This window comes from Nocardia sp. NPDC059691 (genome assembly GCF_042733915.1).
GTDB classification, from domain to species: domain Bacteria; phylum Actinomycetota; class Actinomycetes; order Mycobacteriales; family Mycobacteriaceae; genus Nocardia; species Nocardia sichangensis.
Genome location: NZ_JBHWFB010000026.1, coordinates 30,231 through 46,021 on the forward strand (window position 1 = coordinate 30,231; position 15,791 = coordinate 46,021).

Annotated in this window: 12 protein-coding genes; 11 read left to right on the forward strand and 1 reads right to left on the reverse strand. The window is 70.6% G+C overall.

Features of this window, described 5'->3' with window-relative positions:
* Positions 1-189 precede the first annotated feature (189 nt).
* The 11 genes from ACFV2O_RS36190 (at position 190) to ACFV2O_RS36240 (ending at position 15,058) form a co-directional block, all read left to right on the forward strand.
* Positions 190-3,177 (forward strand): helix-turn-helix transcriptional regulator, encoded by a 2,988-nt coding sequence (locus ACFV2O_RS36190; protein ID WP_379256250.1) that lies wholly within the window; start codon positions 190-192, stop codon positions 3,175-3,177.
* A gap of 187 nt (positions 3,178-3,364) precedes the next feature.
* A complete protein-coding gene (locus ACFV2O_RS36195; RefSeq protein WP_355078887.1) occupies positions 3,365-5,158 on the forward strand; it encodes an acyl-CoA dehydrogenase in 1,794 nt (597 codons plus the stop codon).
* A 46-nt stretch (positions 5,159-5,204) separates the two neighbouring features.
* A complete protein-coding gene (locus ACFV2O_RS36200; protein WP_379256252.1) occupies positions 5,205-5,816 on the forward strand; it encodes a QsdR family transcriptional regulator in 612 nt (203 codons plus the stop codon).
* Positions 5,813-6,808: a 1-aminocyclopropane-1-carboxylate deaminase/D-cysteine desulfhydrase gene (locus ACFV2O_RS36205; RefSeq protein ID WP_379256254.1), complete on the forward strand. Its 996-nt coding sequence runs from the start codon at positions 5,813-5,815 to the stop codon at positions 6,806-6,808. Before ACFV2O_RS36200 ends, ACFV2O_RS36205 begins: the two co-directional genes overlap by 4 nt.
* 236 nt (positions 6,809-7,044) lie before the next feature.
* A complete protein-coding gene (locus ACFV2O_RS36210; RefSeq protein WP_379256255.1) occupies positions 7,045-7,800 on the forward strand; it encodes a GntR family transcriptional regulator in 756 nt (251 codons plus the stop codon).
* Positions 7,801-8,028 carry a ferredoxin family protein gene (locus ACFV2O_RS36215; RefSeq protein WP_039797742.1) on the forward strand — a complete coding sequence of 76 codons (228 nt, stop codon included), beginning with the start codon at positions 7,801-7,803 and terminating at the stop codon, positions 8,026-8,028.
* A 12-nt stretch (positions 8,029-8,040) separates the two neighbouring features.
* Positions 8,041-9,468, forward strand: coding sequence for an ABC transporter substrate-binding protein (locus tag ACFV2O_RS36220; protein WP_379256258.1), 1,428 nt, complete (start codon positions 8,041-8,043; stop codon positions 9,466-9,468).
* Entirely contained in the window at positions 9,465-10,325 is an 861-nt protein-coding gene (locus ACFV2O_RS36225) for an ABC transporter permease (protein ID WP_379256260.1), read from the forward strand. Before ACFV2O_RS36220 ends, ACFV2O_RS36225 begins: the two co-directional genes overlap by 4 nt.
* Positions 10,322-11,062, forward strand: a complete 741-nt coding sequence (locus ACFV2O_RS36230) for an ABC transporter ATP-binding protein (RefSeq protein ID WP_355078881.1) — start codon at positions 10,322-10,324, stop codon at positions 11,060-11,062. The genes ACFV2O_RS36225 and ACFV2O_RS36230 overlap by 4 nt, the downstream gene beginning before the upstream one ends.
* Positions 11,059-13,770, forward strand: a complete 2,712-nt coding sequence (locus tag ACFV2O_RS36235; protein ID WP_379256262.1) for a fumarate reductase/succinate dehydrogenase flavoprotein subunit — start codon at positions 11,059-11,061, stop codon at positions 13,768-13,770. Before ACFV2O_RS36230 ends, ACFV2O_RS36235 begins: the two co-directional genes overlap by 4 nt.
* 142 nt (positions 13,771-13,912) lie before the next feature.
* On the forward strand, positions 13,913-15,058 hold the full coding sequence (locus ACFV2O_RS36240; protein WP_379256263.1) for a MarP family serine protease: 1,146 nt from the start codon (positions 13,913-13,915) through the stop codon (positions 15,056-15,058).
* A 7-nt stretch (positions 15,059-15,065) separates the two neighbouring features.
* Here ACFV2O_RS36240 and ACFV2O_RS36245 read toward each other — a convergent pair.
* Positions 15,066-15,791: NAD-dependent epimerase/dehydratase family protein (locus ACFV2O_RS36245; RefSeq protein WP_379256265.1), on the reverse strand; the 726-nt coding region annotated here is incomplete at its 5' end.

The window sequence follows — 15,791 nt, forward strand, 5'->3', positions numbered from 1 at the left end:
CGACGAGTAACGCAGAACCCGGGCCGTACCACTATGGTCACGAACCCGCCGGCGCGCTGGTCGGGCCGAGGCCGCCCCCGGTCTCGAGTTCGCGAGTGGCACACCACTGCGGCATCGGCCGAGAAGACCTCTCGATGGTGTGCCACTCGCGAACTGGCGTCGAGCGCGCGGTGCGGGCATGATCGCGCCGTGGTCAGCCTTCCGGTGTGCGGCGCGTTTGTGGGGCGGGCCGCTGAGCTCGCGGCGTTGCAGGATGCCTATCGGGACCCGGCGGTGCATACCGTGCTGGTCGGGGGTGAAGCGGGTCTCGGCAAGTCGCGGTTGGTCGCGGAATTCCGGACGCGGCTCGGGGCTCGTACGGTAGTGGCGTACGGAAGGTGCCCGGAATTCGGCGCTAAAGGGGTGCCGTTCACGCCGTTCGTCGCGGTCATGCGCACACTGCTGCGTGACCAGGGCGTGGAGGCGCTCGCGACGCTGCTCCCAGTGCGCCCGGCGCTGGCGCGCTGGCTTCCGGAACTGGCGGCGCGGTCGGGCGCGGCGGAGGCCGACACCGACAGGATCCGGTTGTTCGGCGAGATCCTCACCGTGCTGGAACAGTTCTCGATGACCAAACCGCTGGTGGTGGTGCTGGAAGATCTGCACTGGGCCGACGACGCCAGCCTGGAATTGCTCGCCTTCCTGGTGGCCAACATCGCCGAAGGCGATCTGTTCTTGGTCGGCACCCACCGGCCTGCCGATTCCGAGCCGTCGCGCAAGCTGATCGCGAGCCTGCGCCGAGACCCGAGTGTCCGCTTGCTGAATCCAGCACCGCTGACCAGGCACGAGGTCGGCAGGCAATTGGCCGCGCTGCGCGGCAGAGAGCCCGAGCCGGGGACCATCGGGCGAATCTTCGAGCGCAGCAGGGGAATTCCGCTGTACGTCGAGGCACTCGATCCCGCACCGGAGGACACGCCCGCCGAGCTGTCGGAGCTGTTGCTCGATCACCTGTCCGACCTGTCCGATCAGGCCGCGTCGGTGCTGCGGCTCGCGGCGGTGGCCGGGTCACCGGTCCGGCACACCCTGCTGGCGGCCGCCTCCGATCTCCCCGAGGGCGCGCTCGCCACAGCACTGCGTCAGCTAGTCGACCAGCGGCTCCTGGTTTCCACGGACACCGGCTACCAGTTCCGGCACGTTCTCATCCGCGACGCTGTCTACGAAGACCTCCTACCGGCGGAGCGAAAAGCGCTGCACAGCAGACTTTCCCAAGCCCTGGCTACCCGGCGAAGGAAGCCGGGCGCGGACCGATGCCCGGCCGCCGAACTGGCCTACCACGCGTATGCCGCCGGAGACCTGCCGCTGGCATTCGAAGCCGCGTGGGACGCCGCGGCGGAGGCGGAAAGGGTGAGCGCGCATCGCGATCAGGTGCGCCACCTGGACCGGGTGCTCGATTTGTGGGATCGCGTACCGGATGCGGCGCGACGGGTGGACGCCGATCGGCTCGACGTCTTGGCAGCGCTCGTGGCCGCGTGTCATCGCGGCGGCGTCGTCGAGCGCGGGATCGCAGCGGCCGACGAGGCGCTGGCCACCATCGATGCGGGGACCGACCCGGAGCGTGCCGCGCGCCTGCATTACTACCGCGCCGGACTGCGCAATCAGAGCAGCGGCGGCGGCGAAGACGACCTGCTCGCGGCGCTGACCTATCTTCCTTCGGACCAGCCGACCCTGTTGCGCGGTGAAATCCTCGCCGAACTCGCCGCGGTGCGGGTGTTCAGCGGCGCGACGGCGGCCGAGAACGACGCGCGCGACGCCGTCGAGGTAGCCGAACAGTTACGTGGTGAACCGACCGTCGACGACACCTCGCCGGTCATGGCATCGACGCTCCGCGCGCCGGCCGCGGTCGCGACGAACCCGGGCGGGAGCGTCGAAGCGGAGGACACGGACGCCGCGAGGCACCGGCGGCGTTCGAGCGACCCTCGCGAGGACCGGAGCGCCGCGTCGCTGGCCGCGCGTGCCCACGCCTATCTCGGGCTGGCCACCGCGAACCGTCCCGACGCCGCCATGACCCATTTCGAGCGGGCGCATGCCGCCGCTGAGGCCGCGGGAGATCCGGGCACCTTGCTGACCGTGGTGCTGTGGGAGACGGCGCTGCTGGTCTCGGCAGGCGCCGACGAAGCGGCCATCACGGCGATCCAGCAGGGGCTGCGCGCCGCGCACGAGAGTTACCGATTCGCCGAGGCCGCGCCGATCCTGCTGGTCAAGTGGGCGCAGGCGCTCACAGCGCTGGGCCGCTGGAATGAGGCGTTGGATCTGATCGACGAATCGCTCACCGAGCAGTTGCCCCCGTTGAGCACCGCGGCGCTGCTGCTGTGTCACGCGCGGATCATGCTGGCGCGTGGGGACGACCAGGCCGCGGCGGCGAGCGCGGCGACCGCGCGACCCTTGCTCGGGAATCGGCGCTGGGCCAGGCAATATCAGATCCAGCTGCACACCGTGCAGACCGAGATCGCGCACGCGGCGGGCAATCCGCAGCGCGCCGCCGAGATCGGCGCAGCGACGCTGACCGCGGACGATCTGGTCGCGCACCCGCACGAGGCCTGGGCACTGGCCGAGGCCATCGCCCGGACCCGCTGCGCACCAATGGTTCTCGACTCCGCTGTCGCCAAGCTGCCGGTGACCACCGCGGTCGACGCCGCGTACCGGAATTCCTGCCACGCGGTGCGCAGCGGCCGTCCCGCCGACTGGGCCACGGCGGCTTCCTCCTGGCGAGCCCTGGGTCGGCCGTACGAGCTGGCGCGCGGCCTGCTGGAATCCGGCCGCGCGGAATTGGCCGCGGGTGATCGCGCGGCGACACGCGACGCACTGCGGGCGGTCCTCGGGCTGGCGGACGAGTTGGCGGCGGCGCCACTCGCCGAGCAAGCCGGACAGCTGGCCCACCGCGCCGGGATCGACCTGGCCGAAGCCGGGAACCGGCCCGCGCCTGCCCGGTCGGCGAGCGCCTCGGGCCTGACCCCGCGTGAACTCGACGTCCTACGCCTGGTGGCCACAGGCGCGAGCAACCGGCAGATCGCGGCCGAGTTGTTCATCAGCGCCAACACCGCGGGAGTGCACGTCTCGCGAATCCTCACCAAGCTCGGGGCGTCCAGCAGAACCGAGGCGGCCGCTATCGCGCGAGAACGCGGATTGCTCGTCTCCGGATGACGACCACCGGCGGACGACCGAAGTGGAAGCGGGGACGATCCGCCTGGTGGGCGCGTCGGCGAGGACATCGTCGACAGCCGGTCCGGCGTCGCACCCGGATACACATTCAGCAGGGACTACCGGTCCCGCACCCGCCCACCGGCCCGTAAGATACAGTAAGTCGAACATGTCTCGAAAGGACTGGCTGATGCGGTCGACCTTGTTGTCCCGGCGCGATCTCGAGTTCCTGCTCTACGAGTGGCTGGACGTCGAAGCGCTCACCAAACGCGAGCGGTACGCCGAGCACTCGCGGGAGACCTTCGACGCCGTGCTCGAGCTCAGCGAGCAGCTGGCCACCAAGTATTTCGCGCCGCACAACAAGCTCAACGACGCCAACGAACCCACCTTCGACGGCGAGCGCGTGACCATCATCCCGGAGGTCGGCCAGGCGCTGGCCGCCTTCGCGAAGGCCGGTCTGCCTTCGGCCGCAATGGATTACGAACTGGGCGGCGCCCAACTGCCCGCGACCGTCGCGCAGGCGAGCTACGCCTGGTTCCAGGCGGCCAACCCGGGTACCGCGGGCTACCCGTTCCTCACGGTGGCCAACGCGAATCTGCTCCTCGCCCACGGCCCGGAACACGTCGAGAAGTTCGTGAAGCCCATGCTCGCGGGGCGTTTCTTCGGCACCATGTGCCTGTCGGAGCCGCAGGCCGGTTCCTCGCTCGCCGACATCGTCACCCGCGCCGAACCGCAGGGCGACGGCACGTATCGCCTGTTCGGCACCAAGATGTGGATCTCGGGCGGCGATCACGAACTCGGCGAGAACATCGTGCACCTGGTGCTGGCCAAGATCCCCGGCGGCCCCGCGGGCACGAAGGGCATCTCGCTGTTCGTGGTGCCCCGGTTCCTGGTCGGCGACGACGGCGCGATCGGTGAGCGCAACGACGTCGCTCTGGCCGGGCTCAACCACAAGATGGGCTACCGCGGCACGGTCAACACCGTGCTGAACTTCGGCGAGGGCCGCTGGACGCCCGGTGGCGCGCCCGGCGCGATCGGCTACCTGGTCGGCGAGCCGCAACGCGGACTGACCTACATGTTCCACATGATGAACGAGGCGCGCATCGGCGTCGGCCTGGTCGCCACCGCCCTCGGCTACACCGGATACCTCGAGTCGCTCGACTACGCCCGCACGCGCACCCAGGGCCGGGCCAAGCTCCCCGCCGACCCGTCCGCGCCGCAGCGGCCGATCATCGAGCACGCCGACGTGAAGCGGATGCTGCTGGCCCAGAAGTCCTATGCCGAAGGCGCGTTGGCGCTGGTGCTCTACTGCGCGCAGTTGGTCGACGAGCAGCGCACCGCCGAATCCGAGGACGACCGCCGCGCGGTCACCCTGCTGCTGGACATCCTGACCCCGATCGCCAAGAGCTGGCCCTCGCAGTGGTGCCTCGAGGCCAACAGCCTCGCCATCCAGGTACTCGGCGGCTACGGCTATACCCGCGAATACAACGTCGAGCAGCACTACCGGGACAACCGGCTCAACCCGATCCACGAGGGCACGCACGGCATCCAAGGCCTGGACCTGCTGGGACGCAAGGTGACCCAGCAGGGTGGCGCGAGCCTGCTCGCGCTCGGGGCCCGGGTGGACGCGACCATCACCGCCGCGCGCGCGGCCGGCGGCGAGGCCGCCGAGCTTGCCGCTCAACTCGATTCGGCGTGGCGGCGTCTGGTCGAGGTGACCGCGGGACTGTTCGCCTCCGGCGACATCGAAGCCGCGCTGGCCAACAGCTCGGTGTACCTGGAAGCGTTCGGGCACACCGTACTGGCCTGGATCTGGCTGGAGCAGTTCCTCGCCACCGCGGACCGGTCCGGTGATTTCTACGATGGCAAGCGGCACGCGGCCCGGTTCTTCTATCGTTTCGAATTACCCAAGACCGCACCGGCGCTGGATCTGCTCGCCACCTTGGATACGACCACCTTGCAGATGCGGGACGAGTGGTTCTGAGCACGGCGCGTTTCGATACATGTTCTAAAAGATGTACCATTCCGCGGTGATCGATTCCAGTCAGCGGACCACCCGTCCTCCCGGCCGCCCGGCCTCCGCGACCAGGGAACAGGTCATCGAGCATGCTCGCAGGGCGTTCCTGTCCGGCGAGCGCGTGGACATCCAGGCGATCGCCGGGCAGCTCGGACTCAGCCGCGCCTCGGTCTACCGCTGGTTCGGCTCCCGCGACGGAGTGCTCGGTGCCGTTCTGGCCGGCGAGTTCGAGGCGCTGCTCACCCGCGCCGACGCCCGTCGCCGCTCCACCGGCGCGCGGCGCATCCTGGACGTGCTCTACCGGGTCAACCGCTGGATGACCGACAACGAGCCGTTCCGGCGCTACTTCGAGAACGAGCCGCTGTCCGGCCTGCGCATCCTCACCGCGAGCGACGGGCCGGTACAGCCGCTGGTCGTCGGCACCGTCCAGGAGTTGATCGCGCGCGCCGCCGAAGAGGACGGATACAATCCGCCGCTGGAACCCGCGCTGCTGGCCTACGCGCTCGTCCGGCTCGGTGAGGCGTTCCTGTACAACGACAACGTCGCGGGCATTCGCGGCGACATCGACCGGCTGCACGAGGTCCAGGCGGCGCTGCTGGGCATCCCCGACGCGATCACACCGTGACCGGGGTGCTGCTGCACCAGCGTTTTCCCGAGGTGGCCGACACCTTGCCGTTCGTCCGCCTCGGCACCGCTCCGACGCCCGTCCGCCGGTGCGACCTCGGCACCAGGGCCCAGCTGTGGTGCAAGGACGAAAGCGGATACGGCGACGGCGAATGGGGCGGCAACAAGGTCCGCAAGCTGGAGTGGCTGCTGCCGGAGGCACGGCGACGGGGCGCGCGCACCATCCTCACGGTGGGCGGCACCGGAACAAACTGGGGGCTCGCCACCGCCCTGTACGGCCGTGCCCAGGGCATCGATACCGAGCTCGCCTTGGTGGACCAGCCGGTCGACGACCACGTGCGCGCGCAACTGCGGCGGCTGGAGAAATCAGGTGCCGCTCTGCATTTCACGCACACCAAACTGCGCACGATCCTCGCGGCGCCCTGGCTGTATCTGCGACGCGTGCGGGGCGGCACGCGTCCGTACTTCCTGCCTGCGGGCGGATCGTCGCCGGTCGGAGCCTTGGGTTACGTCGAGGTGGCATGCGAACTCGCGGCACAGATCGCGGCGGGTGAGCTGCCCGAGCCGGGGCACATCGTCACCGCGGTCGGATCCGGCGGCACCGCCGCGGGCCTCGCACTCGGCCTGCGGCTGGCCGGGCTGCGCACGCGCGTGGTCGGAGTGGTCGTCAACGACACGCTCCCCCTCGACGCGAAGCACATCGTCCGGCTCGCCGGACGGACCGAGCGTCTGCTCCGCGCCCGCGGAGCGCGCTTCACGCCGACCGGGCTGCGGCCGGAGGACCTCACGCTGACCATCGAATGGCTCGGCCCCGGCTACGGCCACACCACGCCCGCCGCCGTGGATGCCGCACAGCGCGCCGAACGGGCCGGGCTGCACCTGGAGACCGTCTACACCGCCAAAGCGCTCGCGGCGCTGCTCGCTCTGGATCGCGCGGGCTTCTTCGGCGCCGGGCCGGCGCTGTTCCTCAATACCTACGGTCCGCGACCGTAGATTCGCGCGACGCGGCCCGCGGGACCCCGCTTTCGAATCGCTGTGATCCGAATTCGGCCGCCGGAACCCGACGTGGCGTATTAGCCGGACGGCCGCGCATATCGCCAGGTCGGGCCGCGAGGCTCCCGGCGCAATAACATCCTCTGATTTCTCCCGGCGGCGACGCGGGAAAGCGCGCGACCACAACCGCACTATCGTCGCTATTCGTGCAGGTCAGCGATAGAAAGGCGGAGACGGTGGCAGCGGAACCCACGCCGGTGCGGCAGTTGCGCGCCGATCAAGCGCGGCGGGTGGCCGACATCTTGCGCCATCAGTTGCACGCGGGCGCGTTCGAGAACGCGCTGCCGAGCGAACAGGAACTCGCCGCCGAGTACGGCGCCTCCCGCAACACCGTGCGCGACGCCTTGGCGCTGTTGAAGGACGAGGGCTTGATCGACCGGGCGCCGAAAGTGGGCACCCGGGTCGCCACCCGCAAGTACGACCACGGGCTCGACGCTCTGCTCGGGCTGCAGGAGACCTTCAAGGGCCACGGCACCGTGCGCAACGAGGTGCGCGCGGCGATGCACGTCGCCGCGCCGCCCGCCGTCGCGCGCAGGCTCGGTCTCGCGCCCGGCGAGCGCGTGGTCTATCTGGAGCGCCTGCGCTACCTGGCGGATCTGCCGCTGAGCCTCGACCTCACCTACCTCGTGCCCGACATCGGCACCGAGGTACTCGGCCACGACCTCGAGCACACCGACGTCTTCGTGCTGCTGGAACGCATCAGCGGCCAGTCGCTCGGCTCGGCCGACCTCGCCCTGGAAGCGGTGCCCGCCGACCCGCACACCGCCTCCACCCTCGACGTCCCCGGCGGCGCGCCGCTGCTGATGCTGGAACGACTGACCCGGCTCGACGACGGCCGTCCGGTCGATCTGGAGTACATCCGCATGCGCGGCGACCGCATCACCATGCGCGGCAGCCTGACCCGCAGCACACCCGAATGGAAGGTCCTCTAGATGGCACTCGTCAACCAGCGCGCCGACATCCCCGTCACCATCGACGAGTCGCTGTGCATCCAGGGGTGCACGCTGTGCGTCGAGATCTGCCCGCTCGACTCGCTGGCCATCAACCCCGAGAACGGCAAAGCCTTCATGCACGTGGACGAGTGCTGGTACTGCGGTCCCTGCGCGGCCCGTTGCCCCACCGGCGCCGTCACCGTCAACATGCCCTACCTGCTCCGCTGATCTGGAAGACCGATGAAAGTGAAACTCGCCCCCGTCCTGCTCGCCGCCGCGCTCGCGTTGACCGGGTGCTCGCTGGAGCAGTCCGACGACACCCCCGCCGGCACCGTCAAGGTGGTCGTCGGCTACCAGTCCAAGACCATCAACACCGTCACCGCGGGCACCTTGCTGCGCGCGCAGGGCTACCTCGAGCAGCGGCTACAGAAGATCACCGACAACGGTGGGGCGAAGTACCAGGTCGAGTGGCAGGACTACGACACCGGCGCGCCGATCACCGCGCAGATGGTGGCCGAGAAGATCGACATCGGCTCCATGGGCGACTACCCGTTGCTGATCAACGGCTCCCGCACCCAGGTCAACGAGCGCGCGCGGACCGAACTGGTGTCGGTCACCGGGTACAACCCCAAGGGCGCGCTGAACATGGTCGTCGTGCCGAACGATTCGGCGGCCACCAGCATCGGCGACTTGGCGGGGCAGAAGATCTCGACCAGCGTGGGCTCGGCCGGGCACGGCACGCTGGTGCAGGCGCTGTCCCGGGCGGGCATCGATCCGGCCAAGGGCGTGGAAGTGCTCAACCAGCAGCCGCAGATCGGCGCGACCGCCCTGGAATCCCACCAGGTGGGCGCGCTGTCCCAGTTCGTCGCGTGGCCCGGTCTGGTCGTCTTCCAGAACAAGGCCAAGCTGCTCTACGACGGCGCCGAACTCGGCGTGCCGACCTTCCACGGCGTGGTGGCCCGGCGCGCGTACGCCGCCGATCACCCTGAGGTCCTGCAGGCGTTCCTGGCCGCGCAGTTGGATGCCACCCAGTTCCTGCAGGAGAAGCCGTTCGAAGCCGCCAAGATCGTCGCCGACGGGTCCGGACTGCCGCAGGAGGTGGTGTATCTCTACAACGGTCCCGGCGGAACGAGTTTCGACACCACGCTCAAGTCGAGCCTGGTCAACGCGCTCAAAGGCGATGTGGCCTACCTGAAGTCGATCGGCGACTTCGCCGACCTCGACATCGATCGGTTCGTCGATGACGGGCCGCTGCGCAAGGCGTACACGGAGACCGGACGCGGCGACTACGACCGCGACCTGGCCGCCACCGCCAACCCGACCCGGGTCACCGGCGCCGACCCGGTCTGCGGCAAGGCGGCGGAGAACCCCGCGCTGGCCGGCGAACTGTGGGTGGACGGCGCGGCGAAGCCGCAACCGGCCGCGGACCCGACCTGCCTGCTGCGCGCCGTCCAGGCCGCGAAAGCGCAGGGCCGGACGATCCGCGCCGCCTACGTCCCGGACACCGAACTCGGCACCCGCTGGTTCGCCGACAAGTCGATCTGGTTGCGCGACGGCGCCGCCTACCTGCCCTTCACCACCACCGCGGCCGCGCAGCGCTACCGGCAGGCGCACCCGTCCGCCACGCCGGTCGGCTACGACCAGGCCGTCACGGAAGTACGCGGATGACCAGCGAACTGGCCGCACCGGCGGTGCGGGCCGCGGCCGAACCCGCCGCCACCCGATCGGCGGCCACGCCGGCGTTGCGATCGGCCTGGCGCTCGCGCCTGCTGCGGGTGGGCTCGGTCGCCGCCGCGGTCGGACTGTGGCAGCTGCTCACGGTCAACAACGTGCGGGCGGCGGGCCTGCGGTTCGACACCCTGCCGACCGTCACCGAGATCGTCGCCGAATTCGGCACGCAGTTGCGCTCCGACCAGTACTACCTGGACATCGCGCAGTCGCTGATCCGGATCATCACCGGTTTCGGGCTCGCGGCGGTGGTCGGCGTGATCGCGGGCATCGGACTGGGCCGGTCGCGGTTGCTCGCCGACACCTTCGGCCCGCTGGCCGAACTCGTCCGCCCGATCCCGGCCATCGCCCTGGTGCCGGTCGCGATCCTGCTGTTCCCCAACGACGAGTCCGGCATCGTGTTCATCACGTTCACCGCGTCGCTGTTCCCGGTGCTGGTCAGCACCAGGCACGCGGTGCGCGCACTGCCCACGATCTGGGAGGACGCGGTGCGCACGCTGGGCGCGTCCCGGCTGGACGTGCTCACCCGCGTGGTGTTCCCCGGCATCCTGCCCGGCGTCTTCAGCGGGCTGTCCGTCGGCGTCGGCGTGGCGTGGATCTGTCTCATCTCCGCAGAGATGATCTCCGGACGCCTCGGCGTCGGCTACCGCACCTGGCAGGCCTACACCATCGTGGACTATCCGGCGGTGTTCGTCGGCATGATCACCATCGGCGTCCTCGGTTTCGCGACATCGGGGCTGGTCGAGCTGGCCGGCCGCCGCATCACCCGCTGGCTGCCCAGGGAGGTCGAAGCATGACCACAGTGATCGACGCACCGGCATCGACCGGAATGGCCTTGAGTCTCAGCGGTGTCCGCATCGCCTATAGCGGCGAGCCGGTGCTCGACGGGCTGAACCTGTCCATCGCGCCGGGCGAAATCCTCGTCGTGGTCGGCAAATCCGGCTGCGGCAAGTCGACGTTGCTGCGCGCGGTCGCCGGACTGCGGAGGCCGGAGGACGGAGCCATCCTGGCCGACGGCGACCACGTCACCGGGCCCGCGGCCGACCGCGCCTTGGTGTTCCAGGACGACGCGCTGCTGCCGTGGCGCACCGTGCGGCAGAACATCGAACTCGCCTTGCGCCTGCGCGGCACACCGCGAGCCCAGCGGCGGGCCACCGCCCTGCACTGGGTGGACGAGGTCGGGCTCACCGGCTACGCCGACTACCTGCCGCGCGACCTGTCCGGCGGCATGCGCCAGCGCGTCCAGCTCGCGCGCAGCCTGGCCGCCGCGCCGCGCGCCGTGCTGATGGACGAGCCCTTCGGCGCACTGGACACCCAGACCAGGGAAACCATGCAGCGCCTGCTGATCCAGACCTGGCGCGCCCACCCCACCACCATCGTCTTCGTCACCCACGACCTCGACGAGGCCCTGCTGCTCGGCGACCGCATCGCCGTGCTCGGCGGCGGCACGCTGCGGGCGCTGGTGCCGGTGCCCAGCCCGAGGGACGCCATCGACCGGGCCGCGACGAAGGCCGAGATCCTGGAGAAACTGTGAACATTCCGCCGCTATCGGAACGGATTCGGCTGGACTGCGACGTGCTCGTCATCGGCGGCGGCACGGCGGGCACGATGGCCGCGCTCACCGCCGCCGAGCAGGGCGCGAACGTGCTGCTGCTGGAGAAGGCGCACGTGCGGCACTCCGGCGCGCTGGCCATGGGCATGGACGGCGTGAACAACGCCGTGATCCCGGGCAAGGCCGAGCCGGAGGACTACGTCGCCGAGATCACCCGCGCCAACGACGGCATCGTCGACCAGCGCACGATCTACCAGACCGCGACGCGCGGCTTCGCCATGGTGCAACGGCTGGAACGCTACGGCGTGAAGTTCGAGAAGGACGAGTACGGCGAGTACGCCGTGCGCCGAGTGCACCGGTCCGGCTCGTACGTGCTGCCGATGCCCGAGGGCAAGGATGTCAAGAAAGCGCTGTATCGCGTCCTGCGCCAGCGCAAGATGCGCGAGAAGATCCGCATCGAGAACCGGCTCATGCCGGTGCGCGTGCTCACCGACGACGGACGCGCCGTCGGCGCCGCCGCCCTGCACACCCGCACCGGCGAATTCGTTGCCGTCGGTGCGAAAGCCGTGATCCTGGCCACCGGGCCGTGCGGCAGGCTCGGGCTGCCCGCCAGCGGATACCTGTACGGCACCTACGAGAACCCGACCAACGCGGGCGACGGCTACTCGATGGCCTACCACGCCGGGGCCGAACTCAGCGGCATCGAATGCTTCCAGATCAACCCGCTGATCAAGGACTACAACGGCCCGGCCTGCGCCTACGTCGCCAACCCGTTCGGCGGCTACCAGGTCAACGCCGAAGGCGAACGCTTCGTCGACTCCGACTACTGGTCCGGCCAGATGATGGCCGAGGTCAAGCGCGAGATCGAATCCGCGCGCGGTCCCATCTACCTGAAGGTGTCGCACCTGCCCGACGAGACGCTGAGCACGCTCGAAGGAATCCTGCACACCACCGAGCGACCCACCCGAGGCACCTTCCACGCCAACCGCGGCCACGACTATCGCACCCACGACATCGAGATGCACATCTCCGAAATCGGTTTGTGCAGTGGCCATTCCGCCTCCGGAGTGTGGGTCGACGAGCACGCGCGCACCACGGTGCCCGGCTTGTACGCGGCGGGCGATCTGGCGTGCGTGCCGCACAACTACATGATCGGCGCGTTCGTCTTCGGCGATCTCGCCGGTGCGCACGCCGCGTCCACCCTGGACGAGGTCGCCGCGCCCGCCGCGTTGCCCGAGGACCAGCTGGCCGCCGCCCACGAGCTGATCTACCGGCCGCTGCGCCAGCCGGAGGGGCCGCCGCAACCGCAGGTGGAATACAAGCTGCGACGTTTCGTGAACGACTATGTCGCGCCGCCCAAGACGGCGACCAAGCTGGCCATCGCGGTGGAGACCTTCGACCGGATGCGCGGAGAGGTCGAGGGCATCGGCGCGCGCACCCCGCACGAGCTGATGCGCGCGGTGGAGGTGTCGTTCATCCGCGACTGCGCCGAGATGGCCGCCCGCAGCTCACTGACCAGGACCGAATCCCGTTGGGGCCTCTACCACGAGCGCGCCGACCTACCCGAACGCGACGATGTCGAATGGCGATACCACCTCAACCTGCGCAAGAACCCCGACGGAACCATGGCGTTCCTGAAGCGGCCGGTGGCGCCGTACCTGGTTCCGGTGCCCGGGCTCGACGACCTGCCCTCGGCCGATGCCGAGGTGGTGCCGGTGCACCAGCCGCACCAGGTCGTCGGCCGTGCGCCGCACACCGGCGGCGGCGCTGAGCACGATCGCACCGCGGCCGGTTCGCCGGCGCAGCCCGCCACTCCCCCGTCTCCCCGGATCGTCGCGCTGCTCGCGCTCGATGAGCCCACCATGGAGCAATTGTCCAGCTATCTGACGGATGCCGACGCGGGCGTGCGGGCCGCGGCGATCTCGGTGCTGACCGAGCACACCCCGGAGGGCTTCGCGACCGCCCTGGGCGACGCGCTGGACGACACGGCGGCCTCGGTCCGGCGCGCCGCCGCGGCCAGCCTGCGCGAACTCGTCGAGGTGTTGCCCTCGGCGGCAGGACTTTCCGACCGGCTCGGCTCGGCCGACCCCGTCGTCCGGTCCACGGTGATCGATCTGTTGCGCGCCCTGCGGGCAGCCGAACCCGCGCACTACCGCGCGGCGTTGGCGGACGAGGATCATCGCGTCCGCATCGAGGCGGTCCGCGCGCTGGTCTCGCTGAACGATCGGGACGGCGTCGCCACCCTGGCCGCCGACGGCAACCGAGAAGTGCGGATCGCGGTCGCCCAAGGCCTGGCCGCCATCGGCGACGGCGGGGCCGAGGTGATCCGCCGCCTCGCCGACGACCAAGACCCGCTTGTCCGCGCCGCGGCCCTGACCGCGTTCGCGCAGCTGGGCGCCGAGCCGGCCGACGTCACCGCGCTGGCGGGCGCCCTGCGTCACTCGGCCTGGCAGATCCGGGTCGGCGCGGCGCGCGGGCTCGCGGGTGCCGACCCGGACCTCGCGGTGCCGATCCTGGCTGCGGCACTGCACGATCCGCATCTCGACGTCCGCAAGGCGGCGGTGCTGTCGCTGTCGGCGTGGCCGGACCTGCCCGCCGCGCACGACGCGCTGCGCGCCGCGATCGACGACACCGATGCCGACGTGCGCGCGTATGCCCGGCGAGCGCTGGCCACCCAGCCGACGGCCTAGCGCGGCGTGGTTGCCGCAGCTCGAATCGCTGATTAGATTAGCGGCTCGACCGTTGCCGACTCGTCGGCCGTGACACAGCCGGATGGCGACGGGGCGGCCGACGACGAATCCGTCGCCGTTGTCCACCAGCAGCGACGGGAGTATGGCGTTGACCTTGCCGAACTGGCTGGATCTCGCCGTGCTCACCACCGTCGTGGTGGCCGCGGTGCTCGGCTGGCGTCGCGGCGCGATCGTGGGGCTGCCCGGTTTCGCGGGCGCCTTGGCAGGAGCGATTCTCGGCGCGGCGCTCTCGGCCACGGTGTTCGGTCAGCTGGCTCCCGGCGCCGTGCGGCTCCTGCTCGCGCTGACGGTGGTCGCCGGGTTGGTCGCGTTCGGCGCGGTCGCCGGGCACCGGGCCGGACGAGCCGCACGCGCGACGGTGTCCGATCCCGTCGCGCAACGCGCCGACGCCGTCTGCGGATGTCTCGCCTACGCGCTCGCGGTGCCGCTGGTGGTGTGGCTGTTCGCCGCACCGCTGGAATCGTCCGCCTTGGTGCGTGATTCGACGACCGTGCGGACCGTCGACGACGTCGCGCCGTTCTGGCTGTCCGGACTGTCGGAAGTGCTCACCGGACCGATCGTGGACGCCGGGCTCGGCCGCCCGCTCGCGCCGCCCGATCCGGGCATCGTCGCGGGACCGATGCCCGCCGCACTGCGCCAGAGTGTGCTTCGCGTCCAGGATCTCGCGCCGACCTGCGGCGTGCGCCAGTCCGGCTCCGGATTCGTCATCGCGCCGGAGCGCGTGCTGACCAACGCGCACGTCGTCGCGGGCTCCAGCAAAGTCTCCGTCGACACCGCGGCCGGATCGCTCACCGCGACTGTGGTGCGGTTCGATCCGACCATGGACATCGCGGTGCTCGCCGTCCCCGGGCTCACCGCGCCCGCCCTGACCGTCGCGCCCGAACCGGCCGATCCCGGCGACGACGCGATCGCGCTCGGCTACCCCAGGGGCGGGTCCTACACCGCGTCCGCCACGCGGGTGCGCGGCCGGGCCGAACGCCAGGTGCGCGACATCTACCGCACCGGTGTCGGGGAACGCGAGATCTACACCTTGGACGGTTCGATCCAGCACGGCAATTCGGGCGGGCCACTGGTCGACCGCGACGGCCGGGTGCTGGGCATCGTGTTCGGTGTCGACGAGAACAACAGCAATGTCGGATTCGCCACGAGCCTGCCGGAAGTCCTCGACCGGCTCGACCACGGGTGGCGCTCCGACCGCCCGGTCGACACCGGCCCCTGCGCGTCCTGACCGCCGGTCAGGACGCGTCGGCGATGATCACCACACCGCTCGAGGCATCCAGCAGCGGAATGGTCCGCTCCGCGGCATCGTCGACATGCACGCGCGGGTGCGCGGGCAGCTCGGTCTCGTAGTAGGTGCCAGGACCGTAGAACTGGCCGTACTTCACCACCACGCCGTCGAAGTCCAGCACGGCCGCTTCGTGCTCCTGGATCACCGCGCCCCGGCCCGCGGGCGGCTCCCACGCGATACTCTGGGCGAGAAAGCGTTTCGCCCCGGCCGCCCGCGCGGCGGCGATCAAGTTACGGGTGCCCTCGGTTCGGATGCGCGCGTTCGCCTCGGCCCGCTCCGGCAGCAGCGCCGCGTCGTCCGGCAGGTCCGTGAGCTGATGCATCACCATGTCGGGCCCGAACCCGACCACGGCGGCGGACAGGGCGTCGGCGTCGTACACATCGCACACCACCGGCTCGGCCCCCAGCGCCCGCAAAGGATCGGCCTTCCCCGCCGATCGGGTCATCCCCGCGACCTCGTGCCCCGCCTCGATCAACAGCGGAAGCAAGCGGACTCCGATAACGCCGGTCGCACCGGCCAAGAAGATGCGCACGGTGTTTATTTTGCAGCGCCTGCGGCGCTGCGTGTTCGCGGCCCCCTCATGGCTCGCGTCCGAGCGACCGCCGCTGGCGACTTCGTCGCGGACGCGGCGGCCGCTCGGACGCGAGCCGGGCCGCCCACGGCGGGGGCTAGG